General features: G+C 70.2%; 32 protein-coding genes and 1 pseudogene. 31 read left to right on the top strand and 2 right to left on the bottom strand.

From position 1 onward, the window contains the following. The first annotated feature begins 3 nt into the window (after positions 1–3). The 23 genes from rplB to Ae150APs1_RS12025 all read left to right on the top strand — a co-directional run bounded on the left by rplB (position 4) and on the right by Ae150APs1_RS12025 (position 13,997). Positions 4–837 (top strand): 50S ribosomal protein L2, encoded by an 834-nt coding sequence (gene rplB / locus Ae150APs1_RS12135; protein WP_010232349.1) that lies wholly within the window; start codon positions 4–6, stop codon positions 835–837. A 14-nt stretch (positions 838–851) separates the two neighbouring features. Then, positions 852–1,133 (top strand): 30S ribosomal protein S19, encoded by a 282-nt coding sequence (gene rpsS / locus Ae150APs1_RS12130; protein WP_010232348.1) that lies wholly within the window; start codon positions 852–854, stop codon positions 1,131–1,133. 37 nt (positions 1,134–1,170) lie between these two features. Further along, positions 1,171–1,587, top strand: coding sequence for a 50S ribosomal protein L22 (gene rplV, locus Ae150APs1_RS12125; protein ID WP_010232347.1), 417 nt, complete (start codon positions 1,171–1,173; stop codon positions 1,585–1,587). Further along, positions 1,587–2,426, top strand: a complete 840-nt coding sequence (gene rpsC / locus Ae150APs1_RS12120; RefSeq protein WP_075297572.1) for a 30S ribosomal protein S3 — start codon at positions 1,587–1,589, stop codon at positions 2,424–2,426. The genes rplV and rpsC overlap by 1 nt, the downstream gene beginning before the upstream one ends. A gap of 3 nt (positions 2,427–2,429) precedes the next feature. Further along, positions 2,430–2,849: a 50S ribosomal protein L16 gene (gene rplP / locus Ae150APs1_RS12115; protein WP_010228475.1), complete on the top strand. Its 420-nt coding sequence runs from the start codon at positions 2,430–2,432 to the stop codon at positions 2,847–2,849. Then, entirely contained in the window at positions 2,849–3,094 is a 246-nt protein-coding gene (gene rpmC, locus Ae150APs1_RS12110; RefSeq protein WP_010228477.1) for a 50S ribosomal protein L29, read from the top strand. The genes rplP and rpmC overlap by 1 nt, the downstream gene beginning before the upstream one ends. Then, positions 3,091–3,435: a 30S ribosomal protein S17 gene (gene rpsQ, locus Ae150APs1_RS32750; RefSeq protein ID WP_082398774.1), complete on the top strand. Its 345-nt coding sequence runs from the start codon at positions 3,091–3,093 to the stop codon at positions 3,433–3,435. Before rpmC ends, rpsQ begins: the two co-directional genes overlap by 4 nt. 8 nt (positions 3,436–3,443) lie before the next feature. After that, complete coding sequence (gene rplN / locus Ae150APs1_RS12100) at positions 3,444–3,812, top strand: 50S ribosomal protein L14 (protein WP_010228481.1); 369 nt, start codon at positions 3,444–3,446, stop codon at positions 3,810–3,812. A gap of 14 nt (positions 3,813–3,826) precedes the next feature. Beyond that, positions 3,827–4,153 (top strand): 50S ribosomal protein L24, encoded by a 327-nt coding sequence (rplX, locus tag Ae150APs1_RS12095; RefSeq protein WP_010228482.1) that lies wholly within the window; start codon positions 3,827–3,829, stop codon positions 4,151–4,153. Position 4,154: 1 nt separating this feature from the next. Continuing rightward, on the top strand, positions 4,155–4,718 hold the full coding sequence (gene rplE / locus Ae150APs1_RS12090) for a 50S ribosomal protein L5 (RefSeq protein WP_010228484.1): 564 nt from the start codon (positions 4,155–4,157) through the stop codon (positions 4,716–4,718). Between the two features lie 4 nt (positions 4,719–4,722). Beyond that, the gene (locus Ae150APs1_RS12085) at positions 4,723–4,908 is read left to right on the top strand and encodes a type Z 30S ribosomal protein S14 (protein WP_010228486.1); all 186 of its coding nucleotides are present in this window, start codon (positions 4,723–4,725) and stop codon (positions 4,906–4,908) included. A gap of 127 nt (positions 4,909–5,035) precedes the next feature. Continuing rightward, positions 5,036–5,434, top strand: a complete 399-nt coding sequence (rpsH, locus tag Ae150APs1_RS12080) for a 30S ribosomal protein S8 (RefSeq protein WP_010228487.1) — start codon at positions 5,036–5,038, stop codon at positions 5,432–5,434. Positions 5,435–5,451: 17 nt separating this feature from the next. Then, positions 5,452–5,991: a 50S ribosomal protein L6 gene (gene rplF / locus Ae150APs1_RS12075; RefSeq protein WP_010228489.1), complete on the top strand. Its 540-nt coding sequence runs from the start codon at positions 5,452–5,454 to the stop codon at positions 5,989–5,991. Continuing rightward, entirely contained in the window at positions 5,991–6,404 is a 414-nt protein-coding gene (rplR, locus tag Ae150APs1_RS12070) for a 50S ribosomal protein L18 (protein ID WP_010228491.1), read from the top strand. The genes rplF and rplR overlap by 1 nt, the downstream gene beginning before the upstream one ends. 40 nt (positions 6,405–6,444) lie before the next feature. Further along, positions 6,445–7,077, top strand: a complete 633-nt coding sequence (rpsE, locus tag Ae150APs1_RS12065) for a 30S ribosomal protein S5 (RefSeq protein WP_010228493.1) — start codon at positions 6,445–6,447, stop codon at positions 7,075–7,077. A gap of 5 nt (positions 7,078–7,082) precedes the next feature. Next, positions 7,083–7,268, top strand: a complete 186-nt coding sequence (rpmD, locus tag Ae150APs1_RS12060; protein WP_010228496.1) for a 50S ribosomal protein L30 — start codon at positions 7,083–7,085, stop codon at positions 7,266–7,268. After that, positions 7,265–7,723, top strand: coding sequence for a 50S ribosomal protein L15 (gene rplO, locus Ae150APs1_RS12055; protein ID WP_249266312.1), 459 nt, complete (start codon positions 7,265–7,267; stop codon positions 7,721–7,723). Before rpmD ends, rplO begins: the two co-directional genes overlap by 4 nt. A 355-nt stretch (positions 7,724–8,078) precedes the next feature. Next, positions 8,079–9,389 (top strand): preprotein translocase subunit SecY, encoded by a 1,311-nt coding sequence (gene secY / locus Ae150APs1_RS12050; protein ID WP_075297570.1) that lies wholly within the window; start codon positions 8,079–8,081, stop codon positions 9,387–9,389. A gap of 128 nt (positions 9,390–9,517) precedes the next feature. Then, a complete protein-coding gene (locus Ae150APs1_RS12045) occupies positions 9,518–10,072 on the top strand; it encodes an adenylate kinase (protein ID WP_010228502.1) in 555 nt (184 codons plus the stop codon). 78 nt (positions 10,073–10,150) lie between these two features. Then, positions 10,151–10,996, top strand: a complete 846-nt coding sequence (gene map, locus Ae150APs1_RS12040; protein WP_075297568.1) for a type I methionyl aminopeptidase — start codon at positions 10,151–10,153, stop codon at positions 10,994–10,996. Between the two features lie 138 nt (positions 10,997–11,134). Next, the gene (locus Ae150APs1_RS12035; protein WP_075297566.1) at positions 11,135–12,253 is read left to right on the top strand and encodes a Re/Si-specific NAD(P)(+) transhydrogenase subunit alpha; all 1,119 of its coding nucleotides are present in this window, start codon (positions 11,135–11,137) and stop codon (positions 12,251–12,253) included. Then, positions 12,253–12,582, top strand: coding sequence for an NAD(P) transhydrogenase subunit alpha (locus Ae150APs1_RS12030; protein WP_010228509.1), 330 nt, complete (start codon positions 12,253–12,255; stop codon positions 12,580–12,582). Before Ae150APs1_RS12035 ends, Ae150APs1_RS12030 begins: the two co-directional genes overlap by 1 nt. Positions 12,583–12,602: 20 nt before the next feature. After that, positions 12,603–13,997, top strand: coding sequence for an NAD(P)(+) transhydrogenase (Re/Si-specific) subunit beta (locus tag Ae150APs1_RS12025; protein ID WP_075302029.1), 1,395 nt, complete (start codon positions 12,603–12,605; stop codon positions 13,995–13,997). A 50-nt stretch (positions 13,998–14,047) separates the two neighbouring features. On the opposite strand, the gene Ae150APs1_RS12020 is transcribed toward Ae150APs1_RS12025, so the two are convergent. After that, positions 14,048–15,367: an MFS transporter gene (locus tag Ae150APs1_RS12020; RefSeq protein WP_060574833.1), complete on the bottom strand. Its 1,320-nt coding sequence runs from the start codon at positions 15,365–15,367 to the stop codon at positions 14,048–14,050. 243 nt (positions 15,368–15,610) lie between these two features. Between Ae150APs1_RS12020 and infA the strand changes: the two genes are divergently transcribed. From infA to truA, 8 genes and pseudogenes are all read left to right on the top strand, one after another. Next, entirely contained in the window at positions 15,611–15,832 is a 222-nt protein-coding gene (gene infA, locus Ae150APs1_RS12015) for a translation initiation factor IF-1 (RefSeq protein WP_075297564.1), read from the top strand. Positions 15,833–15,878: 46 nt separating this feature from the next. After that, positions 15,879–15,992: a 50S ribosomal protein L36 gene (gene rpmJ, locus Ae150APs1_RS12010; RefSeq protein WP_010228516.1), complete on the top strand. Its 114-nt coding sequence runs from the start codon at positions 15,879–15,881 to the stop codon at positions 15,990–15,992. Positions 15,993–16,168: 176 nt separating this feature from the next. Next, positions 16,169–16,549 (top strand): 30S ribosomal protein S13, encoded by a 381-nt coding sequence (gene rpsM, locus Ae150APs1_RS12005; RefSeq protein ID WP_010228518.1) that lies wholly within the window; start codon positions 16,169–16,171, stop codon positions 16,547–16,549. Beyond that, positions 16,549–16,956, top strand: a complete 408-nt coding sequence (rpsK, locus tag Ae150APs1_RS12000) for a 30S ribosomal protein S11 (RefSeq protein ID WP_010228520.1) — start codon at positions 16,549–16,551, stop codon at positions 16,954–16,956. The genes rpsM and rpsK overlap by 1 nt, the downstream gene beginning before the upstream one ends. Before the next feature lie 18 nt (positions 16,957–16,974). Further along, positions 16,975–17,580, top strand: coding sequence for a 30S ribosomal protein S4 (gene rpsD, locus Ae150APs1_RS11995; protein ID WP_010228522.1), 606 nt, complete (start codon positions 16,975–16,977; stop codon positions 17,578–17,580). Between the two features lie 93 nt (positions 17,581–17,673). Then, positions 17,674–18,726: a DNA-directed RNA polymerase subunit alpha gene (locus Ae150APs1_RS11990; protein WP_075297562.1), complete on the top strand. Its 1,053-nt coding sequence runs from the start codon at positions 17,674–17,676 to the stop codon at positions 18,724–18,726. A gap of 2 nt (positions 18,727–18,728) precedes the next feature. Further along, a pseudogene (gene rplQ, locus Ae150APs1_RS11985) lies at positions 18,729–19,193 on the top strand (50S ribosomal protein L17); the annotation flags it as partial. Positions 19,194–19,513: 320 nt separating this feature from the next. Then, entirely contained in the window at positions 19,514–20,320 is an 807-nt protein-coding gene (gene truA / locus Ae150APs1_RS11980; RefSeq protein ID WP_075297560.1) for a tRNA pseudouridine(38-40) synthase TruA, read from the top strand. A gap of 22 nt (positions 20,321–20,342) precedes the next feature. Here truA and Ae150APs1_RS11975 read toward each other — a convergent pair whose 3' ends face one another. Continuing rightward, positions 20,343–20,789, bottom strand: coding sequence for a hypothetical protein (locus Ae150APs1_RS11975; RefSeq protein WP_075297558.1), 447 nt, complete (start codon positions 20,787–20,789; stop codon positions 20,343–20,345). Positions 20,790–20,817: the final 28 nt, after the last annotated feature.

Below are 20,817 nucleotides of genomic sequence, written 5' to 3'. Positions count from 1 at the left end.
CCCATGGCCATTCGTAAGTACAAGCCGACGACCTCCGGTCGCCGCGGCTCCAGTGTCTCGGACTTCGCCGAGATCACCCGGGACCACCCGGAGAAGTCGCTGCTGCGTCCGCTGCACAACAAGGGCGGCCGCAACGCCCACGGCCGGATCACCACCCGGCACCAGGGTGGCGGCCACAAGCGGGCCTACCGCCTGATCGACTTCCGTCGCAACGACAAGGACGGGATCCCGGCGAAGGTCGCTCACATCGAGTACGACCCGAACCGCACCTCGCGGATCGCGCTGCTGCACTACGCGGACGGGGAGAAGCGCTACATCATCGCCCCGGCCCGCCTGAAGCAGGGCGACCCGATCGAGAACGGCCCCCGGGCCGACATCAAGGTGGGCAACAACCTGCCGCTGCGCAACATCCCGACGGGCACCGTGGTACACGCGATCGAGCTCCGCCCCGGTGGCGGCGCGAAGATCGCGCGCTCGGCCGGTGCCGGCGTCCAGCTGGTCGCCAAGGACGGGCCCTACGCGCAGCTGCGGATGCCCTCCGGCGAGATCCGGAACGTCGACGTGCGCTGCCGCGCGACCGTCGGCGAGGTCGGCAACTCGGAGCACGCCAACATCAACTGGGGCAAGGCCGGCCGCATGCGGTGGAAGGGCAAGCGCCCGACCGTCCGTGGTGTCGTCATGAACCCGGTGGACCACCCGCACGGTGGTGGTGAGGGCAAGACCTCCGGTGGCCGGCACCCGGTCAACCCGGCCGGTACCCCCGAGGGCCGCACCCGTCGCAACAAGCCCTCCGACAAGTTGATCGTCCGCCGGCGCCGTACCGGCAAGAAGCGCTGAGCAGGGAGGTAAAGATGCCGCGCAGCCTGAAGAAGGGCCCCTTCGTGGACGACCACCTGCTCAAGAAGGTGGACGCCCTCAACGAGTCCGGCAAGAAGACCGTCATCCGCACGTGGTCCCGACGGTCCACCGTCATCCCGGACATGATCGGTCACACGATCGCCGTGCACGACGGCCGCAAGCACGTCCCGGTGTTCGTGTCCGACTCGATGGTCGGGCACAAGCTGGGGGAGTTCGCCCCCACGCGGACCTTCCGGGGTCACATCAAGGACGACCGCAAGGCACGTCGGCGCTAGAAGCCGGTCCGAGTAGCGACAAGGAGAGGTGGAGGAAATGGCAGACACTGCCGAGACCACCGGCGCCGTGCTCGAGCCGACTCGTGCGCGTGCCGTGGCACGGTTCGTCCGTAGCTCGCCGATGAAGACCCGCCGCGTCGTGGACCTGGTCCGCGGCCTGCCGGTGTCCGAGGCGCTCGCGATCCTGCGGTTCTCGCCGCAGTCGGCTGCGGAGCCCGTGGCGAAGGTCGTGGCCAGCGCCGCGGCCAACGCGGAGAACAACCTGGACCTGGACCCGGACACCCTCGTGGTGGCCGTGGCGATGGTCGACGAGGGCCCGACGCTGAAGCGCATCCGTCCGCGTGCCCAGGGGCGCGCCTACCGGATCCGCAAGCGGACGAGCCACATCACCATCGAGGTCGAGTCGGTCCCCGCGAAGGCCGGCCGTCGTGGTGCGAAGGGGAGGGCCCGCTGATGGGGCAGAAGATCAACCCGCACGGCTTCCGCCTGGGCATCACCACGGACTGGAAGTCGCGCTGGTACGCGGACAAGCAGTACTCGGAGTACGTGAAGGAGGACGTCGAGATCCGCAAGATGCTCTCCAAGGGCATGGAGCGGGCCGGCATCTCCAAGGTCGAGATCGAGCGGACCCGGGACCGCGTGCGGGTGGACATCCACACCGCCCGTCCGGGCATCGTGATCGGCCGCCGCGGCGCCGAGGCCGACCGCATCCGGGGCAACCTGGAGAAGCTGACCAAGAAGCAGGTCCAGCTGAACATCCTCGAGGTCAAGGCCTCGGAGTCCGACGCACAGCTCGTCGCGCAGGGCGTGGCGGAGCAGCTGTCGAACCGTGTCGCCTTCCGGCGTGCGATGCGCAAGGCCATCCAGTCGGCCATGCGCAGCCCGCAGGTCAAGGGCATCCGGGTCCAGTGCTCCGGCCGGCTCGGCGGCGCCGAGATGTCGCGGTCGGAGTTCTACCGCGAGGGTCGGGTCCCGCTGCACACGCTGCGCGCGGACATCGACTACGGCCTGTTCGAGGCCCGGACCTCCTTCGGCCGGATCGGCGTGAAGGTCTGGATCTACAAGGGTGACGTCGTCGGTGGCCGCCGTGAGGGCGCGCCCGCCGCCGAGGCGCCGGGGCGCGGTCCGCGCCGCGAGCGTCCGGCCCGTCGTCGCTCGGGTGCCTCGGGCACGACCGCGACCAGCACCGAGGCCGGGCGTGCCGCGCAGAGCGGCGGCCAGGGCGGCGCCTCCACGGCGACCGCCGAGGCGCCGGCCTCCGGTGAGAACCAGAGCAACGGTGGGGAGAGCTGACAGATGCTGATCCCACGCAAGGTCAAGCACCGCAAGCAGCACCGGCCCAAGCGCAAGGGCATGGCCAGCGGCGGTACCGCGGTCACCTTCGGTGACTGGGGCATCCAGGCGCTGGAGCCGGCCTACGTGACGAACCGGCAGATCGAGTCCGCACGTATCGCCATCAACCGGCACATCCGGCGTGGCGGGAAGATCTGGATCAACGTCTTCCCGGACATCCCGATGACCAAGAAGCCCGCCGAGGTCCGCATGGGCTCCGGTAAGGGTTCGCCGGAGAAGTGGGTCACGAACGTGAAGCCCGGCCGGGTGCTGTTCGAGATGACCTTCCCGAACAAGGAGACGGCCCACGAGGCACTTCGCCGGGCCATCCACAAGCTGCCCATGAAGTGCCGGATCGTGTCCCGTGAGGGTGGTGACATCTGATGGCGAGCGCTGGCAACACCAAGGCCGCCGAGCTGCGCGAGCTCTCCGACGAGGAGCTGGTCGTGCGCGTCCGGGAGGCCAAGGAGGAGCTGTTCAACCTCCGCTTCCAGATGGCCACCGGGCAGCTGGACAACAACCGGCGGCTGCGGGCCGTCCGCCACGACATCGCGCGGGTCTACACCGTCATGCGCGAGCGTGAGCTGGGCCTTTCCGCTGCGCCGATCGAGAGTGAGGGCGCAGCATGAGCGAGGGCGTGAGCGACGACGTGCGCTCGCCGGCCGACGACGCGACCGCGGCGAGCAAGCCGCAGTCCGCGCACGTCAAGCCGGAGGGGCAGCGCGGCGAGCGCAAGGTCCGCGAGGGCCTGGTCGTGTCCGACAAGATGGACAAGACCGTGGTCGTCTCGCTGGAGGACCGGGTCAAGCACCCGCGTTACAGCAAGGTCATCCGCCGGACCAGCAAGGTCAAGGCGCACGACGAGGGCAACACGGCCGGCATCGGTGACCGTGTCCGCCTCATGGAGACCCGTCCGCTGTCGGCGACCAAGCGCTGGCGGCTGGTGGAGATCCTCGAGAAGGCCAAGTAGGAGTCACAGTGATCCAGCAGGAGTCGCGGCTGCGCGTCGCCGACAACACCGGTGCCAAGGAGATCCTGTGCATCCGGGTGCTGGGCGGCTCCGCGCGGCGCTACGCCGGGATCGGCGACGTCATCGTCGCTACGGTCAAGGAAGCCATCCCCGGCGCAGGTGTCAAGCGTGGTGACGTCGTCAAGGCGGTCATCGTGCGCACCAAGAAGGAGAAGCGCCGTCCCGACGGCAGCTACATCCGATTCGACGAGAACGCCGCCGTCCTCATCAAGGCGGACAACGGACCCCGAGGGACCCGTATCTTCGGCCCGGTCGGGCGCGAGCTGCGCGACCGCAAGTTCATGAGGATCATCTCCCTCGCTCCGGAGGTGCTCTGATCATGAAGGCGAAGATGAAGGTGAAGAAGGGCGACACCGTCCAGGTGATCGCCGGCAAGGACAAGGGCGCGACGGGCAAGGTCATCGCGGCCTACCCGGACCGTGAGCGCGTGCTGGTCGAGGGCGTGAACCGGATCAAGAAGCACACCCGGATCAGCCAGAACCAGCGTGGTGCCGAGAGCGGCGGGATCGTCACGCAGGAGGCGGCCATCCACGTCTCGAACGTGATGGTCGTCGACTCGGACGGCAAGCCGACCCGGATCGGCAAGAAGGTCGTCGAGAACGAGGACGGCACGACCCGCCGGGTCCGGATCTCCAAGCGCAACGGGAAGGAGATCTGAGATGACCGCTCCGACCACCGAGATCCCGCGTCTCAAGCAGCGTTACCGTGACGACATCCTCGGCTCCCTGCGCGAGGAGTTCGGCTACACGAACGTCATGCAGATCCCCGGCCTGACCAAGGTCGTGGTGAACATGGGTGTCGGCGACGCCGCCCGGGACTCCAAGCTGATCGACGGCGCGCTGCGCGACCTGGCCACCATCACCGGTCAGAAGCCGCAGCTGCGCCGCGCGACCAAGTCGATCGCGCAGTTCAAGCTGCGCGAGGGGATGCCCATCGGCGCGAAGGTGACCCTGCGCAACGACCGCATGTGGGAGTTCCTGGACCGGCTGCTGACCATCGCGCTGCCGCGTATCCGGGACTTCCGGGGCCTGAGCGGCGACCAGTTCGACGGTCGCGGGAACTACACGTTCGGTCTGAACGAGCAGTCGATGTTCCACGAGATCGACCCGGACACCATCGACCGGCCGCGGGGCATGGACATCACGGTCGTGACCACCGCGACCACCAACGCCGAAGGCCGGGCGCTGCTGCGCCACCTGGGCTTCCCGTTCAAGGAGAGCTGAGCGAATGGCGAAGAAGGCGCTCATCAACAAGGCGAACGCGAAGCCGAAGTTCGGCGTGCGGGGTTACACCCGCTGCCAGAAGTGCGGCCGTCCGCGTGCCGTCTTCCGCAAGTTCGGCCTCTGCCGCGTGTGCCTGCGCGACATGGCCCACGCCGGCGAGCTGCCGGGTGTGAGCAAGTCCAGCTGGTGATCCGCAGGCCCCGCACCGGCGGGGCCCGGGTCGACCCGATCGCCGAAGGCCCGCGCCGGCGCGGTGCCCCTCCACGGGGGCACCGCGCCGGGCCGCGAGGAACCACGGCGGGAAAGAGACATACACCATGACGATGACCGATCCGATCGCAGACATGCTGACCCGTCTGCGGAACGCGAACTCGGCCTACCACGACCGCGTCGTGATGCCGCACTCCAAGCTGAAGGTCTCCATCGCGGAGATCCTGCAGAAGGAGGGCTACATCGCGGCCCACCACACCGAGGACGCCGAGGTCGGCAAGTCCCTGGTGGTCGAGCTGAAGTACGGCCGCAACCGTGAGCGGAGCATCGCCGGCCTGCGCCGGGTCTCCAAGCCCGGTCTGCGTGTGTACGCGAAGTCGACGAACCTGCCGCGGGTCCTGGGTGGCCTCGGCGTGGCGATCATCTCGACCTCGCGGGGTCTGATGACCGACCAGCAGGCCTACCGGAGCGGCGTTGGCGGGGAAGTCCTCGCCTACGCCTGGTGAGAAAGGGGTAACGAACGATGTCCCGCATCGGAAAGCTGCCCGTCACCGTCCCGTCCGGCGTGGAGATCACCATCGACGGCCGCACGGTCACCGCGAAGGGCCCCAAGGGCACCCTGTCGCACACCGTCATCGAGCCGATCACGGTCGAGCGCGACGACGACGGCGCGGTGCTGGTCCAGCGTCCTGACGAGGAGCGCGAGACCCGGGCCTTCCACGGCCTGTCCCGCTCGCTCGTGAACAACATCGTCGTCGGCGTCAGCGCCGGCTACGAGAAGAAGCTGGAGATCCACGGCGTGGGTTACCGGGTGCAGCTCAAGGGCGCGAACCTCGAGTTCTCCCTGGGCTACTCGCACCCGGTCGTCATCGAGCCGGCGGAGGGCATCTCCTTCGCGGTCGAGTCGCCGACCCGGTTCTCGGTCTCCGGCATCGACAAGCAGCTGGTCGGCGAAACCGCCGCGAACATCCGGAAGCTGCGCCGTCCCGACCCGTACAAGGGCAAGGGCGTGCGGTACGCCGGCGAGCAGGTCCGCCGCAAGGTCGGAAAGACGGGCAAGTGATGGCCGAGACGAACGAGACCGTGTCGGGTGCCGCCCGTCGGCGGATGGCGTCCCAGGTTGCGCGCAAGCGCCGCGACTCGCGCATCCGTCGGCACGCCCGGCTCCGCAAGAAGATCTCCGGTACGCCGGTCCGCCCGCGTCTGGCGGTCAACCGCTCCTCGCGGCACATCACCGTCCAGCTGATCGACGACCTCGCCGGGCACACCCTGGCGCACGCGTCCAGCCTGGACGTCGAGGTGCGCACGGTGGACGGCGACAAGAAGGCCAAGGCGGCCAAGGTCGGCGAGCTCATCGCAGCCCGGGCCAAGGCCGCCGGCGTCTCCGCGGTCGTGTTCGACCGTGGGGGCCTCGCTTACCACGGGCGGATCGCGGCTCTGGCCGACGCCGCCCGCGAGGGGGGCCTGGAGTTCTGATGAAGACGCAGACCATGCACGGAACTGAAGGGATCGTCTGATGCCGGGACGTACGCGGCGTGACGGCGGAGGGCCCGGCGGCGGTAGCAACGACAACCGCAACAGCCGGGACCGCCGGGACGGTGGCCGTGGCGGGGCGGCCCAGGACAAGACCCCGTACATCGAGCGGCTGGTCACGATCAACCGCGTGGCCAAGGTCGTCAAGGGCGGCCGCCGGTTCAGCTTCACCGCGCTGATGATCGTCGGCGACGGCGACGGCCTGGTGGGCGTCGGCTACGGCAAGGCCAAGGAGGTGCCGGCCGCGATCGCCAAGGGCGTCGAGGAGGCGAAGAAGAACTTCTTCCGCGTCCCGCGCATCGGCGGCACGATCGTGCACCGCGTGCAGGGTGAGGACGCCGCCGGCGTCGTCCTCCTGCGTCCGGCGTCGCCGGGTACCGGTGTCATCGCCGGTGGCCCGGTCCGCGCGGTGCTGGAGTGCGCCGGCATCTCGGACATCCTGTCCAAGTCGCTCGGCTCCGACAACGCGATCAATATCGTGCACGCCACGGTGGCCGCGCTGAAGTCGGTGCAGCGTCCGGAGGAGGTGGCGGCCCGCCGTGGCCTGCCGCTCGAGGACGTCGCCCCGCACAGCATGATGCGTCGGCGGGCCGAGGCCGACGCGGCGAGGGTGTGAGCGACATGGCCACTCTGAAGATCACCCAGGTGAAGAGCCGGATCGGGACCAAGAAGAACCAGCGTGACTCGCTGCGTTCGCTGGGCCTGCGCAAGATCCGGCAGTCGGTGGAGCGCCCGGACGACCCGCAGACCCGCGGGTACGTCCACGTGGTGCGCCACCTCGTGACCGTCGAGGAGGTGCAGGCGTGAGCGACGAGCAGAACGTGATCAAGCTGCACGACCTGCGGCCGGCCCCGGGCTCGAAGCAGGCCAAGACCCGTGTGGGTCGTGGTGAGGGCTCGAAGGGCAAGACCGCCGGTCGCGGCACCAAGGGCACGAAGGCCCGCAAGACGGTGTCGCCGCGCTTCGAGGGCGGTCAGATGCCGCTGCACATGCGGCTGCCGAAGCTCAAGGGCTTCAAGAACCGCTTCAAGGTCGAGTACCAGGTCGTGAACGTCGGCGAGCTGGCCGCCCTGTTCCCGAAGGGTGGCGAGGTCGGACCGGCCGAGCTGGCCGAGTCGGGCGCGGTTCGCAAGAACCAGCCGGTCAAGGTGCTGGGCGAGGGCGAGCTGTCGGGCGTCACCCTGACGGTGAAGGCCCACAAGTTCTCGGCCTCCGCGCGCGAGAAGATCTCGGCCGCGGGTGGGTCCGTCTCCGAGCTCTGACGAGCTCGCGGGACGGGGCCCGGCCCCGAGGCCAGGCGGCCGGGGGTGCGGAGCCATCGGCTCCGCACCGCCGCCTCCGACACGTCCACGGCGCCGTCCACGGTGCCCGTCGTCCGCCCAGGCGGGACGGGTTCGTGGGCGGCGCCGAGGCGTGTCCGGGCCGCTGTTACAGTCACTTCCGGACTACGCGTCCGAGGCAACGGGACAGGCGTGTCATCGCGCAGCCCCCGCCGGTGCAGGACCTGCCGGCCCGGGTGTCCCCGCAAGGCGCGGATCGCGTCTTCCAACCGGCCGTCCCCGTCCCGGGGCCGGCGCAGGCGGTGTCGGGCCGCCGACGTCGTAGGAGGATCACCGAGTGCTCAGCGCAGTCCGGTCGGCCCTGACCACGCCGGATCTCCGCAAGAAGATCCTCTTCACGCTGGCGATCGTGGCGGTGTACCGGCTCGGGGCGAACATCCCCTCGCCGGGGGTGTCCTACCCCAACATCCAGGAGTGCGTCCGCCAGGTCGAGGGCGGCGACAACGCGAGCGTCTACTCGCTGATCAACCTGTTCTCCGGCGGGGCGTTGCTCCAGCTGTCGATCTTCGCGCTGGGCATCATGCCCTACATCACCGCGAGCATCATCGTGCAGCTGCTGCAGGTCGTGATCCCGCGGTTCGAGCAGCTGAAGAAGGAAGGCCAGTCCGGCCAGGCGAAGCTGACGCAGTACACCCGCTACCTGACGATCGGTATCGCGGTGCTGCAGGCGACGGGCTTCGTCGCGCTCGCCGAGCGGGGCCAGCTCTTCCAGGGCTGCCAGCTGCCGGTCATCCCGGACTCGTCGGTCTTCACCCTGGTCGTCATCGTCGTCACGATGGTCGCCGGAACGACGCTGGTGATGTGGCTGGGCGAGCAGGTCACCGAGCGCGGCATCGGCAACGGCATGTCGCTGCTGATCTTCGCCTCGATCGCGCACCGGATCCCCGCCGAGGGCCAGCTCATCCTGGAGAACTCGGGCGGCCTGGTCTTCGCCGGTGTCTGCGCCTTCGGTCTCGCCATCATCGCGAGCGTCGTGTTCATCGAGAACGGCCAGCGGCGGATCCCGGTCCAGTACGCCAAGCGGATGGTCGGGCGCCGGATGTACGGCGGCACCTCGACGTACCTCCCGCTGAAGGTGAACCAGGCCGGCGTCGTGCCGGTGATCTTCGGTAGCTCGCTGCTGTACCTGCCCGACCTGGTCGCCCGGCTCGCCGGGCACGAGGGCGGATGGTTCCAGCAGTTCGTGCAGACCTATCTCGTCGATCAGTCCAATCCCGTGCACATCGTGTTGTACATGGCACTGATCATCTTCTTCACGTACTTCTACGTCGGCATCACGTTCAACCCCGACGAGCGCGCCGAGGACATGAAGAAGTACGGCGGCTTCATCCCGGGCATCCGGCCCGGCAGGCCCACCGCCGAGTACCTGAACTTCGTGCTCAGCCGCATCACGCTGCCGGGATCGCTGTACCTGGGCATCATCGCGGTGCTGCCGAACTTCTTCCTCGGCATCACCGGGACCGGCCAGAACCAGAACTTCCCGTTCGGTGGTACCGCCGTGCTGATCATGGTGACGGTGGGCCTCGACACCCTGAAGCAGATCGAGAGCCAGCTCATGCAGCGGAACTACGAGGGTTTCCTGCGTTAGAGTCCGGCGGAACGTGGCCGTACGGGAACCCCGGTCGGGGCCCCGGCCCCGGTTCGGTGCCGGCGGCACCGCGCGCCGGTAACGCCGCCGGTGTGGACAAGCAAGAGACTTCAGGAGGTCGGGTTCGCGTGCGACTCGTTCTGGTGGGACCGCCCGGTGCCGGCAAGGGGACCCAGGCTGAGCAGATGGCCGAGAAGCTGGATGTCCCGCACATCTCGACGGGCGATCTGTTCCGCGCGAACCTGCGCGACGAGACGGAGCTCGGCCGCGAGGCCAAGCGGTACATGGACGCCGGGGACCTCGTCCCCGACGAGGTGACCGTGGGCATGGTGAAGGACCGTCTCGGCGACGCCGACACGGAGAAGGGCTTCATCCTCGACGGGTTCCCGCGGAACACCGCGCAGGCGGCCTCGCTCGGCGCGATCCTGGACGAGAAGGGCCTGAAGCTCGACGCCGTCGTCCAGTTCGACGTCGAGGACGAGGTCGTCGTGCAGCGGCTGCTGGGCCGTGGCCGCAGTGACGACAACGAGGACACCATCCGCAACCGGCAGCGCGTGTACCGCGAGGAGACCGCGCCGCTGCTGGACCACTACCGCGACCAGCTGGTCACGATCGACGCCGTCGGTGAGATCGACGAGATCACCGAGCGGGTCTTCTCCGCGCTGCGCGACCGCAGCGCCTAGCGGACCGGCGTCGGCAGCGGGCCCCGCCCGGGACGACCGGGCGGTGCCGGCCGGCACGGCGAGGAACCGAGGGAACGCATGAACGGTCGGGGTGGCCTCCGTGGCGCCATCGCCCGGTACCGGGGACGGGACATCGAGCTCAAGACCCCGCGTCAGCTGCAGGCGATGCGGGAGTCGGGGGCACTGGTGGCTGCGACGCTCGCCGCCGTCACCGAGCACGCCAAGCCGGGGGTGAGCACCGCCGAGCTGGACGCGCTGGCCGAGCAGACCATCCGCGACGGCGGCGGCGTCCCCTCGTTCCTCGGGTACCACGGGTTCCCGGGGAGCATCTGCGCCTCGGTGAACGAGCAGATCGTCCACGGCATCCCGTCCGCGGGGCAGGTGCTGGCCGACGGTGACCTGCTGTCGGTCGACTGCGGCGCGATCCTGGACGGCTGGCACGGCGACTCGGCCGTCACCATCGCCGTCGGCGAGGTCTCGCCGGCCGACCTGGCGCTGTCCGCGGCGTGCCGGGGCGCGATGGACGCCGGCGTCGTCGCCGTGCAGGACGGGGCGCGCCTCACCGACGTCTCGTACGCGATCCAGGAGGCGTGCCGGGCCGCCGCGGAGGCGGACCGCTCCGACTACGGCATCGTCGCGGAGTACGGCGGGCACGGCATCGGCACCTCGATGCACATGGACCCGTTCCTGCCCAACCACGGCGAGCCGGGCCGCGGCCCGCGGCTGCGGCCCGGGATGGCCCTGACCGTCGAGCCGATGCTCGTCGCGGGGGACCCGGAGACCGTGGAGCTGGACGACGGCTGGACCGTCGTCACCGCGAGCGGCGGACGGGCCGTGCACTGGGAGCACACCGTCGCCGTCACCGAGGACGGGCCGTGGCTGCTGACCGCGCCCGCCGGCGCACCCGACCGTCCGGGCAGCTGACCCTCCGGCCACCCGCCCGGTAGGTCAGGCCCTGATCGATACAGATCGTACCGGGTAATCGATCAAGGGCTCTCCCAGCGGGTAGTGCCCGTCACGTCCTGGGCCCAGAGACTGTTGCACGTGGTCTAGGTTCCCCGCATGAGCGATGAGGCCGAGCAGGACGGCCCGCAGAGCACGGTCACGGTCGGGGTGCCGAAGGAGATCCGGGAGGGCGAGCGCCGCGTGGCGCTGGTCCCGAAGGTCGTCGGCAAGCTGGCAGGCCGCGGTGCGCGGGTCGTGGTGGAGACCGGGGCGGGCGAGGGCGCACTGATCCCGGACGACGAGTTCACCGAGGCCGGCGCCGAGATCGGGGACCCGTGGGCGGCCGACGTCGTCGCGGTGGTCAACCCGCCCAGTGCTGAGCAGATCGGGAAGCTCCGGTCCGGCCAGGTGCTGGTCGGTTTCCTGTCCCCGCTGACCCACCCCGAGACCGTGGAGAAGCTCCGCGACGCCGGGGTGACGGCGTTCGCGATGGAGTCGATCCCGCGGATCTCCCGCGCGCAGGGCATGGACGCGCTGTCGTCGCAGGCGAACGTCGCCGGGTACAAGGCGGTGCTGGCCGCTGCCGAGCACTCCACCCGCTTCTTCCCGATGCTGACGACGGCGGCCGGCACCGTGAAGCCGGCGACCGCGCTGGTGCTCGGCGTCGGTGTCGCGGGCCTGCAGGCGCTCGCGACGGCGAAGCGACTCGGGGCCCGCACCACCGGCTACGACGTGCGGCCCGAGGTCGCCGACCAGGTGAAGTCACTGGGCGCCCAGTGGCTGGACCTCGGCATCGACGCGGCCGGTGAGGGCGGCTACGCCCGCGAGCTCAGCGACGACGAGCGGGCGAAGCAGCAGAAGGCGCTCGAGGAGGCCATCACGGGCTTCGACGTCGTCGTCACCACCGCACTGGTGCCCGGGCGGAAGGCGCCGCAGCTGGTCAGCGCCGCCGCGGTCGAGGGGATGCGGCCGGGCAGCGTCATCGTGGACATGGCGGGCGAGGCCGGCGGCAACTGCGAGCTGACCGAGCCCGGGGAGACCGTCGTGCGTCACGACGTGACGATCGTGTCCCCGCTGAACCTGCCCGCGTCGATGCCCGAGCACGCCTCGGAGCTGTACGCCTGCAACGTCACCTCGCTGCTCGAGCTGATGGTCACCGACGGCCGGCTGTCCCCGGACTTCGACGACGAGGTACTGGCCAAGTCCTGCGTGACGCGTGAGGAGGGGAGCGCCTGATGGACTCCGGACTGCTGGCGAACATCGCCATCCTGGTGCTGGCCGGCTTCGTCGGCTTCGCCGTCATCTCGAAGGTCCCGAACACGCTGCACACGCCGCTGATGTCGGGCACCAACGCGATCCACGGCATCGTGCTGCTCGGCGCGATCGTCGTGCTCGGCCGTGAGGAGGTCGGCGTCGTCGACGCGATCATCCTGGTCGTCGCGATCGCCTTCGGCGTGATCAACGTCGTCGGCGGCTTCCTGGTCACCGACCGGATGCTCGGCATGTTCAAGGGCAAGACGCCCGGTGCCGCGAAGAAGGCCGAGCAGAACGGGAGCGGATCGTGACCCTCGCCGCCACGGAGACGATGCCGGACGGCCCGCTCGGCGTGATCGTCCCGATCCTCTACATCATCGCGTTCGCGCTGTTCATCTACGGCCTGTCCGGCCTGACCGGGCCGAAGACGGCGGTGCGCGGCAACAAGATCGCCGCGGTCGGCATGGCGATCGCGGTGCTCGCGACACTGATGCTCGTCCAGGCCAACTGGATCCTGATCATCGTCGGCCTGGTGGTCGGCACGCTGCTCGGCGTCCCGTCCGCGCGGAACGTCAAGATGACCCAGATGCCGCAGATGGTGGCGCTGTTCAACGGCGTCGGCGGTGGTGCGGTCGCGCTGATCGCGTGGGCGGAGTTCCGCGGGTCCGACGGGTTCGTCGGCGTCGAGCTCTACATCGTCATCGCGTCGCTGTTCGCCGCGATCGTCGGCTCGATCTCGTTCTGGGGCTCGCTGATCGCGTTCGGCAAGCTGCAGGAGATCCTCCCCGGCAAGCCGATCGGGCTCGGCGGCGCTCAGCAGGTCATCAACATCGGGTTGCTGGTGCTGGCCGTCGTCGCCGCGGTGTTCGCCGGTATGGAGGGCGCCTCGGAGATCTGGATCGTCGCGGTGCTGGTGATCGCCGCGGTGGTCGGCGTGCTGGTCGTCCTGCCCATCGGCGGTGCGGACATGCCCGTCGTCATCTCGCTGCTCAACGCCATGACCGGGCTGTCCGCGGCGGCGGCGGGTCTCGCGCTGGACAACACCGCGATGATCGTCGCCGGAATGATCGTCGGCGCGTCCGGTTCGATCCTGACCAACCAGATGGCCGTGGCGATGAACCGGACCATCCCGGCGATCGTCGCGGGCGGGTTCGGCGGGACGCAGGCGGCGGCCGTCGACGACGGCGTCGAGCGCACCGTGAAGTCGACCTCGGCGGCGGACGCGGCGATCCAGATGGCGTACGCGTCGCAGGTCATCGTCGTCCCCGGCTACGGCATGGCGGTGGCGCAGGCCCAGCACGCCGTGAAGGACATGGCGAAGCTGCTGGAGGGCAAGGGCGTCGAGGTCAAGTACGCCATCCACCCGGTGGCCGGCCGGATGCCCGGGCACATGAACGTCCTGCTCGCCGAGGCCGACGTCTCCTACGACGCGCTCAAGGAGATGGACGACATCAACGACGAGTTCTCCCGCACCGACGTCACGCTGGTGATCGGCGCGAACGACGTCACCAACCCGGCCGCGCGCAACGACCCGTCGAGCCCGATCCACGGGATGCCGATCCTCAACGTCGACGAGTCCCGCAACGTCATCGTGCTCAAGCGGTCGATGGGGTCCGGGTTCGCCGGCATCGACAACCCGCTGTTCTTCGCCGACAACACCTCGATGCTCTTCGGCGACGCGAAGTCGTCGGTGACGGAGGTGACGGAGGAGCTGAAGGCGCTGTAGCCGCCCGGGGCGTGGCTCCGGGGCGCCGGCCCCGGAGCCACGCCCCGGTGCTACTCCGCGCTGAGCGGGTGCGCGGTCTCGTCGCGGGGGAGCCGCCACAGCAGGATGGCCAGCACCGCGAGCACGACCGGCAGGCACCCGGCGACGACGAACGTGATCGGGATGCCGATCGCGGCTCCGACCGGCCCGGCCAGTGCCATCGACACCGGCATCAGCGCCAGCGACACGAAGAAGTCCAGGCTCGAGACCCGGCCGAGCAGGTGCGGCGGGACGCGGCGCTGCAGCAGCGTCCCCCAGATCACCATCGCCGCCGCGCCGGTGGCCCCGACGAGGAACGCGGCGACGGCCATCGGCCACACCGCCGTGGCCAGGCCCAGTACGACCAGGGGCAGTGCCCCGGTGCCCCACAGCAGCAGCATCACGGTGAGGTAGCGGCGCGGCAGCGGCCGGCTCGCCATCGCGATCGACCCGAGCGCCCCGCCGATGCCGTACGCGGCGAGCACGGCCGCGAACCCCGCCGGTCCGGATCCCGCGCGGTCCCGCACCGCGAACGGCAGCAGCACCTCGATCGGCCCGATGATCACGACCACGTAGAGCATGGCGAACGCGAGGCTGGCGAACAGCCAGCCGGTCCGGACCAGGTAGCCGAAGCCCTCGCGCAGGTCGTGCAGCACCGAGCGGCGCGGCTCGCCCTCCGCCGTGGCGCCGGGTTCGCCCGCGGCGAGCGGGGGGACGACCCGCAGGAACAGGAGCGGGACCAGGGCGACGGCGTAGCCGGCCGTCGCCACGGCCAGCCCGGCACCCGGGACGAACGCCCCGACGACGAGCCCGGCGAGTCCCGGCCCGACCGCCTGCATCATCGCCGGGCGCAGGGTCTGCTCGACGCCGTTGGCCGCGAGCAGCTCGCCGGACGGGACGAGCGTGGGCAGGAGCGCCGAGTAGGCGGGGAAGTAGAACGCCTCCGCGGCGCCGATCACGAAGGCGATGGCCGCCAGCGACCAGATCGTCAGGGTGCCGGTCAGGGCGAGCGTCGTGGCACCGGCCGCCGCGACGATCCGGACGACCTCCACCGAGCGCAGCACGGTGCGACGCGGCAGCCGGTCCGCGGCCACGCCGCCGATCAGCACGCTGACCAGCAGGCCCGCGCTCGCCGACGCCGTCACGGCGGACAGCGCGGCGGGGCCGCCACCGAGGCCGATGACCTGCCAGACGAGCGAGAGCAGCCACACCCCGGAGGCGAACAGCGACGCGGCCATCGACGCGACGAGGAACCGGTAGTCGCGGTGCCGGAACGGGCGCAACGCCCGGGGCAGCCGGGTGCTGGTCGTCGGCGGGGTGGTTTCGGTACCGTCGGGCACGTGGTCCGTCACGGACCCATGCGATCACCCGGGCACCCGCGTCGTGCAACCGGGCCGCCCGCGGGTGTTCCGCACCCCCGCTCGCACCGGCCCCGTGCGCACTCCGTACACTTGACTATCGGTGCGCCGTCTGGTGCCCGCTCCGCATGTGCTCTGCACACTCTCCGGTCCGGGCCCCGGCTCGCGCGTGCCGATCCGGTCGTCGGCTCCATCGTCGGCCGGTGCAACCGACACCTGTCACGGATAGCGGAGGACATGGCCAAGAAGGACGGGTCGATCGAGGTCGAAGGCCGGGTCGTCGAACCCCTGCCGAACGCGATGTTCCGGGTGGAGCTGGAGAACGGCCACCGGGTCCTCGCGCACATCAGCGGGAAGATGCGGCAGCACTACATCCGGATCCTTCCGGAGGACCGCGTGGTCGTCGAGCTGTCGCCCTACGACCTCAGCCGCGGCCGGATCGTCTACCGCTACAAGTGACCGTCGGTCGCCAGACCGAGAAGATCAACGGACAGAGGCAGACGACGTGAAGGTCAAGCCGAGCGTCAAGAAGATCTGCGACAAGTGCCAGGTGATCCGCCGCAACGGCCGGATCATCGTGATCTGCTCGAACCTGCGCCACAAGCAGCGCCAGGGCTGAGCAGAGCGGTACTCGTCGCGATCGTCTGATCGCGTCAGCAGAAGCCCCCGGTGCACCTGCCGGGCCACGAGGGCCCGGTAGCACCCCCGGAACCAGGCCGGGGCCCGTTCTCGCAGCGGCGGAACGGGGCGGACACCGGGAAGACCTGGAACGAGAACTGAAGGAGACAACGCCGCATGGCACGTGTTGCCGGCGTCGACCTCCCCCGCGAGAAGCGGATGGAGATCGCGCTCACCTATATCTTCGGGGTCGGACGGGCCCGGTCGAAGGAGATCCTCGAGGCCACGGCGATCAGCGCCGACCTCCGGTCGAAGGACCTGACCGACGAGGACGTGACCAAGCTCCGCGACTACATCGAGGAGCACCTGCAGGTCGAGGGTGACCTGCGCCGTGAGATCCAGGCGGACATCCGCCGCAAGATCGAGATCGGCTCGTACCAGGGCATCCGTCACCGGCGGGGTCTTCCGGTCCGTGGCCAGCGCACGAAGACCAACGCGCGCGGCCGCAAGGGTCCGAAGAAGACCGTCGCCGGTAAGAAGAAGGCAGGTAAGAAGTAATGCCGCCCCGCGCACGCCAGGGCACCGGACCCAAGAAGGTCCGCCGTCGCGAGAAGAAGAACGTCGCGCACGGGCACGCCCACATCAAGAGCACGTTCAACAACACGATCGTGTCGATCACCGACCCGACCGGTGCCGTCATCGCCTGGGCCTCGTCCGGGCACGTGGGCCTCAAGGGCTCCCGCAAGTCGACGCCGTTCGCCGCACAGCTCGCCGCCGAGAACGCCGCCCGCAAGGCGATGGAGCACGGCATGAAGAAGTGCGACGTGTTCGTCAAGGGCCCGGGTTCGGGTCGCGAGACCGCGATCCGCTCGCTCCAGGCCGCCGGTCTCGAGGTCGGCACCATCAACGACGTCACCCCGCAGCCGCACAACGGCTGCCGTCCGCCCAAGCGGCGCCGGGTCTAAGGGGAAGGGAGAACCACCATGGCTCGCTACACCGGCCCCATGACCCGCAAGTCCCGCCGACTGAAGACCGACCTCGTCGGCGGCGACCAGGCGTTCGAGCGTCGTCCCTACCCGCCCGGCCAGCACGGCCGGATCCGGATCAAGGAGACCGAGTACCTCCTGCAGCTGCAGGAGAAGCAGAAGGCCCGCTTCGGGTACGGCCTGCAGGAGAAGCAGCTGCGCGCCTACTACGAGGAGGCGCACCGCCGGGAGGGCAAGACCGGCGACGAGCTGCTGCAGATCCTCGAGTCGCGCCTCGACAACGTCGTGTACCGCGCCGGCCTGGCGCGCACCCGGCGGATGGCTCGCCAGCTGGTGAACCACGGCCACTTCCTGGTCAACGGGAAGAAGGTCGACATCCCCAGCTTCAAGGTCTCGAAGTACGACATCATCGACGTGCGGGAGAAGTCGCGTAACACCGACCCGTTCGTCATCGCCAAGGAGACCCAGGGCGACCGCCCGGTCCCGGCGTGGCTGCAGGTCGTTCCGTCGACCCTGCGCATCCTCGTCCACCAGCTGCCCGAGCGCGCTCAGATCGACACACAGGTCACCGAGCAGCTCATCGTCGAGTACTACTCGAAGTAGCTCGACACCCCCGCCGCCCCGCAGGGAGGGGCGGCGGGTTCTCACTGCGACATCAAATAGCGGTTGTCGCAGGTGCGAAGGAGGCACACACCCATGCTGATCTCTCAGCGACCCTCTCTCACCGAGGACGTCGTCACCGAGACCCGGTCGCGGTTCGTCATCGAGCCGCTCGAGCCGGGCTTCGGCTACACCCTCGGGAACTCCCTGCGCCGGACGCTGCTCTCGTCCATCCCCGGTGCCGCCGTCACGTCCATCCGGATCGACGGCGTCCTGCACGAGTTCACCACCGTGCCGGGGGTCAAGGAGGATGTCACCGACATCATCCTTAACCTCAAGGAGCTCGTCGTGAGCTCCGAGGAGGACGAGCCGGTGACCATGTACCTGCGCAAGCAGGGCCCGGGCGCGGTCACCGCGGGCGACATCGTGCCGCCCGCCGGTGTCACCGTGCACAACCCGGACCTGCACATCGCCTCGCTGAACGACAAGGGCCGGCTCGAGGTCGAGCTCGTCGTCGAGCAGGGTCGCGGGTACGTCCCGGCGATGCAGAACAAGGCGACCGGCGCCGAGATCGGCCGGATCCCGGTCGACTCGATCTACTCGCCGGTGCTCAAGGTGACCTACAAGGTCGAGGCCACGCGAGTCGAGCAGCGCACCGACTTCGACAAGCTGGTGCTCGACGTCGAGTCGAAGCCGTCCATCACCCCGCGGGACGCGCTGGCGTCGTCCGGCAAGACCCTGGTCGAGCTGTTCGGCCTGGCCCGCGAGCTGAACGTGGACGCCGAGGGCATCGAGATCGGCCCCTCCCCGCAGGAGGCGGACACCATCGCGGCGTTCGCGATGCCGATCGAGGAGCTGGACCTCACGGTCCGGTCCTACAACTGCCTCAAGCGCGAGGGCATCCACACGGTCGGCGAGCTGGTCGGCCGCAGCGAGGCGGACCTGCTCGACATCCGCAACTTCGGCGCCAAGTCGATCGACGAGGTCAAGATGAAGCTCGTCGGTCTCGGCCTGGCCCTCAAGGACAGCCCGCCCGGGTTCGACCCGTCGGCGGCGGCGGCCGAGTACGGCGTCGACGGTGGCAGCGGGTTCGACCCGGACACCTTCGGTGACGACGGTCAGGACTACGCAGAAACGGAGCAGTTGTAGCCATGCCCCAGCCCACCAAGGGAACCCGCCTCGGCGGGTCGCCCGCGCACCAGCGGCTGATCCTGGCCAACCTGGCGACCTCGCTGTTCGAACACGGCCGGATCACCACCACCGAGGCCAAGGCCCGGCGGCTGCGTCCGTACGCGGAGCGGCTGATCACCAAGGCCAAGGCCGGCGACCTGCACAACCGGCGCGAGATCATGAAGGTGATCCGCGACAAGTCGGTCGTGCACCGCCTCGTCACCGAGATCGGTCCGTTCTTCTCGGACCGCAACGGTGGCTACACCCGGATCACCAAGACGATGCCGCGCAAGGGCGACAACGCCCCGATGGCGGTCATCGAGCTGGTCCAGCAGAAGACGGTCACCGACGAGGCGAACCGCGCGCGCCGCGCCGCCGCGTCCCAGGCCGCCACCACCGAGGCCCCGGCCGAGGAGACCGCACCGGAGGAGACCGCCGCCGAGGCGACCACCACCGACGCCGTCGCCGAGGCCACCGAGGCTCCGTACGGCGAGGGCAGCCACGCCCCGCTGGAGGACCCGGCGCAGGCCCCGGAGGGCTTCGAGATCAAGGGCAACGACGACTCGAAGCTCTACCACGTCCCCGGTTCGTCGCACTACGACCGGACCGTGGCCGAGGTCTGGTTCGCCTCCGAGGAGGCCGCCGAGGCCGCCGGTTTCGCGAAGCCGGCGTCCCAGCAGGAGTCCGGCTCCTGACCGGTCCGCACCACTCCGACGAGCCCGCCGTCCCCGACGGCGGGCTCGTCGGCGTTTCCGGGCCGGTCCGGGTGCGCCTCGACATCGCGTACGACGGCACCGACTTCTTCGGCTGGGCGATCCAGCCGACCCGCCGCACCGTCCAGGGCGTGCTCACCGACGCGCTGTCGACCGTGCTGCGCACCCCGCTGCGGCTCACCGTCGCCGGCCGGACCGACGCGGGGGTCCACGCGTCCGGGCAGGTCGCGCACGTCGACGTCCCCGCGGAGCTCGATCCGCAGCTCGACGGGCTGCTCCGACGGCTCAACCGGTTCCTGCCGCCCGACGTCCGGGTCCGGGCGACGACCCGGGTCCCGGAGACCTTCGACGCCCGGTTCTCCGCGCTCCGCAGGCACTACCGCTACCGGGTCACCACCGCGTCGTTCGGGGCCGAGCCGCTGCGCGCCCGCGAGACGGTGGCCTGGCCCCATCCGCTCGACCCGGCGCTCATGAACGCCGCGTCCGCGCTGATGGTGGGCGAGCACGACTTCGCCGCGTTCTGCAAACGCCGGGAGGGCGCCACCACGGTGCGGGCGCTGCAACGCTTCGAGTGGGACCCGGCGCCGGGGGAGCCCGGTGTGCTGGTCGCGTCGGTGTCGGCCGACGCGTTCTGCCACTCGATGGTCCGCAGCCTGGTCGGCGCGGTGTTCGAGGTGGGCCGTGGGCACCGGCCCCCGGAGTGGCCCGCCGAGCTGTTGTCCCGGACGTCGCGGGCGTCGGAGGTGACGGTCGCGCCGCCGCACGGGTTGTCGCTGACCGGCGTCGACTACCCCGCCGACGACGAGCTGGCCGCCCGGGCCGAGCAGACCCGGCGGATCCGGGTCCCCGGCGCCTCCTGATCCGTCGTGCCGGCGGTACCGCTCAGTCCCGGGCGGTCCAGGCCGGGTGCGGCGGTCCCGCCGGTCGCCGCGACGGGCGGTGCGCCAGCACCACGGCGACGCACAGCCACAGCACCGACCCGAGCCACGCGAGCAGCGAGAGCATGCCGATCCCGGTCACGACGGCCGGGACCTCCGCCCCGGACCCGGCCATGATCGGCGCGTGCGCGCGGACGTCGTCGAAGTCCGGCACGGTCAGGGCCGCCAGGAGCAGGAACCCGGCGCACGACTGGAACGGCGCGGCGAGCGCCCGCTCCAGCACCCGCCGCCGGAACACGACGATCGACAGGGCCGTCGGGACCAGCGGAACGAGCAGACCGACGATCGTCACCACCAGGAAGAACAGCAGCCAGCCCGGCGCCGTGAGGCGCAACCCGGCGGCGGCCAGGACCGCGACCACCTGCAGGGTGAGGTTCCAGCTCGTCCGCATGGGGTGAGTCTGTCGCCCGCGGCCGCGA

It is taken from the genome of Pseudonocardia sp. Ae150A_Ps1, from assembly GCF_001932315.1.
Lineage (GTDB): Bacteria > Actinomycetota > Actinomycetes > Mycobacteriales > Pseudonocardiaceae > Pseudonocardia.
The sequence above is the reverse complement of the archived record's forward strand: the minus strand, read 5'-3'. Positions and strand labels throughout refer to the sequence as shown.

Coding starts and splice junctions, on each gene's coding strand:
- map (WP_075297568.1), top strand. CDS start 10,151: ATGAACGGTCGGGGTGGCCTCCGTGGCGCCATCGCCCGGTACCGGGGA.
- rpmD (WP_010228496.1), top strand. CDS start 7,083: ATGGCCACTCTGAAGATCACCCAGGTGAAGAGCCGGATCGGGACCAAG.
- infA (WP_075297564.1), top strand. CDS start 15,611: ATGGCCAAGAAGGACGGGTCGATCGAGGTCGAAGGCCGGGTCGTCGAA.
- rplE (WP_010228484.1), top strand. CDS start 4,155: ATGACCGCTCCGACCACCGAGATCCCGCGTCTCAAGCAGCGTTACCGT.
- rpmC (WP_010228477.1), top strand. CDS start 2,849: ATGGCGAGCGCTGGCAACACCAAGGCCGCCGAGCTGCGCGAGCTCTCC.
- rplB (WP_010232349.1), top strand. CDS start 4: ATGGCCATTCGTAAGTACAAGCCGACGACCTCCGGTCGCCGCGGCTCC.
- Ae150APs1_RS12025 (WP_075302029.1), top strand. CDS start 12,603: ATGCCGGACGGCCCGCTCGGCGTGATCGTCCCGATCCTCTACATCATC.
- Ae150APs1_RS11975 (WP_075297558.1), bottom strand. CDS start 20,789: ATGCGGACGAGCTGGAACCTCACCCTGCAGGTGGTCGCGGTCCTGGCC.
- rpsD (WP_010228522.1), top strand. CDS start 16,975: ATGGCTCGCTACACCGGCCCCATGACCCGCAAGTCCCGCCGACTGAAG.
- rpsK (WP_010228520.1), top strand. CDS start 16,549: ATGCCGCCCCGCGCACGCCAGGGCACCGGACCCAAGAAGGTCCGCCGT.
- rpsE (WP_010228493.1), top strand. CDS start 6,445: ATGCCGGGACGTACGCGGCGTGACGGCGGAGGGCCCGGCGGCGGTAGC.
- rplF (WP_010228489.1), top strand. CDS start 5,452: ATGTCCCGCATCGGAAAGCTGCCCGTCACCGTCCCGTCCGGCGTGGAG.
- rpsC (WP_075297572.1), top strand. CDS start 1,587: ATGGGGCAGAAGATCAACCCGCACGGCTTCCGCCTGGGCATCACCACG.
- rplR (WP_010228491.1), top strand. CDS start 5,991: ATGGCCGAGACGAACGAGACCGTGTCGGGTGCCGCCCGTCGGCGGATG.
- Ae150APs1_RS12085 (WP_010228486.1), top strand. CDS start 4,723: ATGGCGAAGAAGGCGCTCATCAACAAGGCGAACGCGAAGCCGAAGTTC.
- rpsH (WP_010228487.1), top strand. CDS start 5,036: ATGACGATGACCGATCCGATCGCAGACATGCTGACCCGTCTGCGGAAC.
- rpsQ (WP_082398774.1), top strand. CDS start 3,091: ATGAGCGAGGGCGTGAGCGACGACGTGCGCTCGCCGGCCGACGACGCG.
- rplV (WP_010232347.1), top strand. CDS start 1,171: ATGGCAGACACTGCCGAGACCACCGGCGCCGTGCTCGAGCCGACTCGT.
- rplP (WP_010228475.1), top strand. CDS start 2,430: ATGCTGATCCCACGCAAGGTCAAGCACCGCAAGCAGCACCGGCCCAAG.
- rpsM (WP_010228518.1), top strand. CDS start 16,169: ATGGCACGTGTTGCCGGCGTCGACCTCCCCCGCGAGAAGCGGATGGAG.
- rplX (WP_010228482.1), top strand. CDS start 3,827: ATGAAGGTGAAGAAGGGCGACACCGTCCAGGTGATCGCCGGCAAGGAC.
- rpsS (WP_010232348.1), top strand. CDS start 852: ATGCCGCGCAGCCTGAAGAAGGGCCCCTTCGTGGACGACCACCTGCTC.
- Ae150APs1_RS12030 (WP_010228509.1), top strand. CDS start 12,253: ATGGACTCCGGACTGCTGGCGAACATCGCCATCCTGGTGCTGGCCGGC.
- Ae150APs1_RS12035 (WP_075297566.1), top strand. CDS start 11,135: ATGAGCGATGAGGCCGAGCAGGACGGCCCGCAGAGCACGGTCACGGTC.
- Ae150APs1_RS11990 (WP_075297562.1), top strand. CDS start 17,674: ATGCTGATCTCTCAGCGACCCTCTCTCACCGAGGACGTCGTCACCGAG.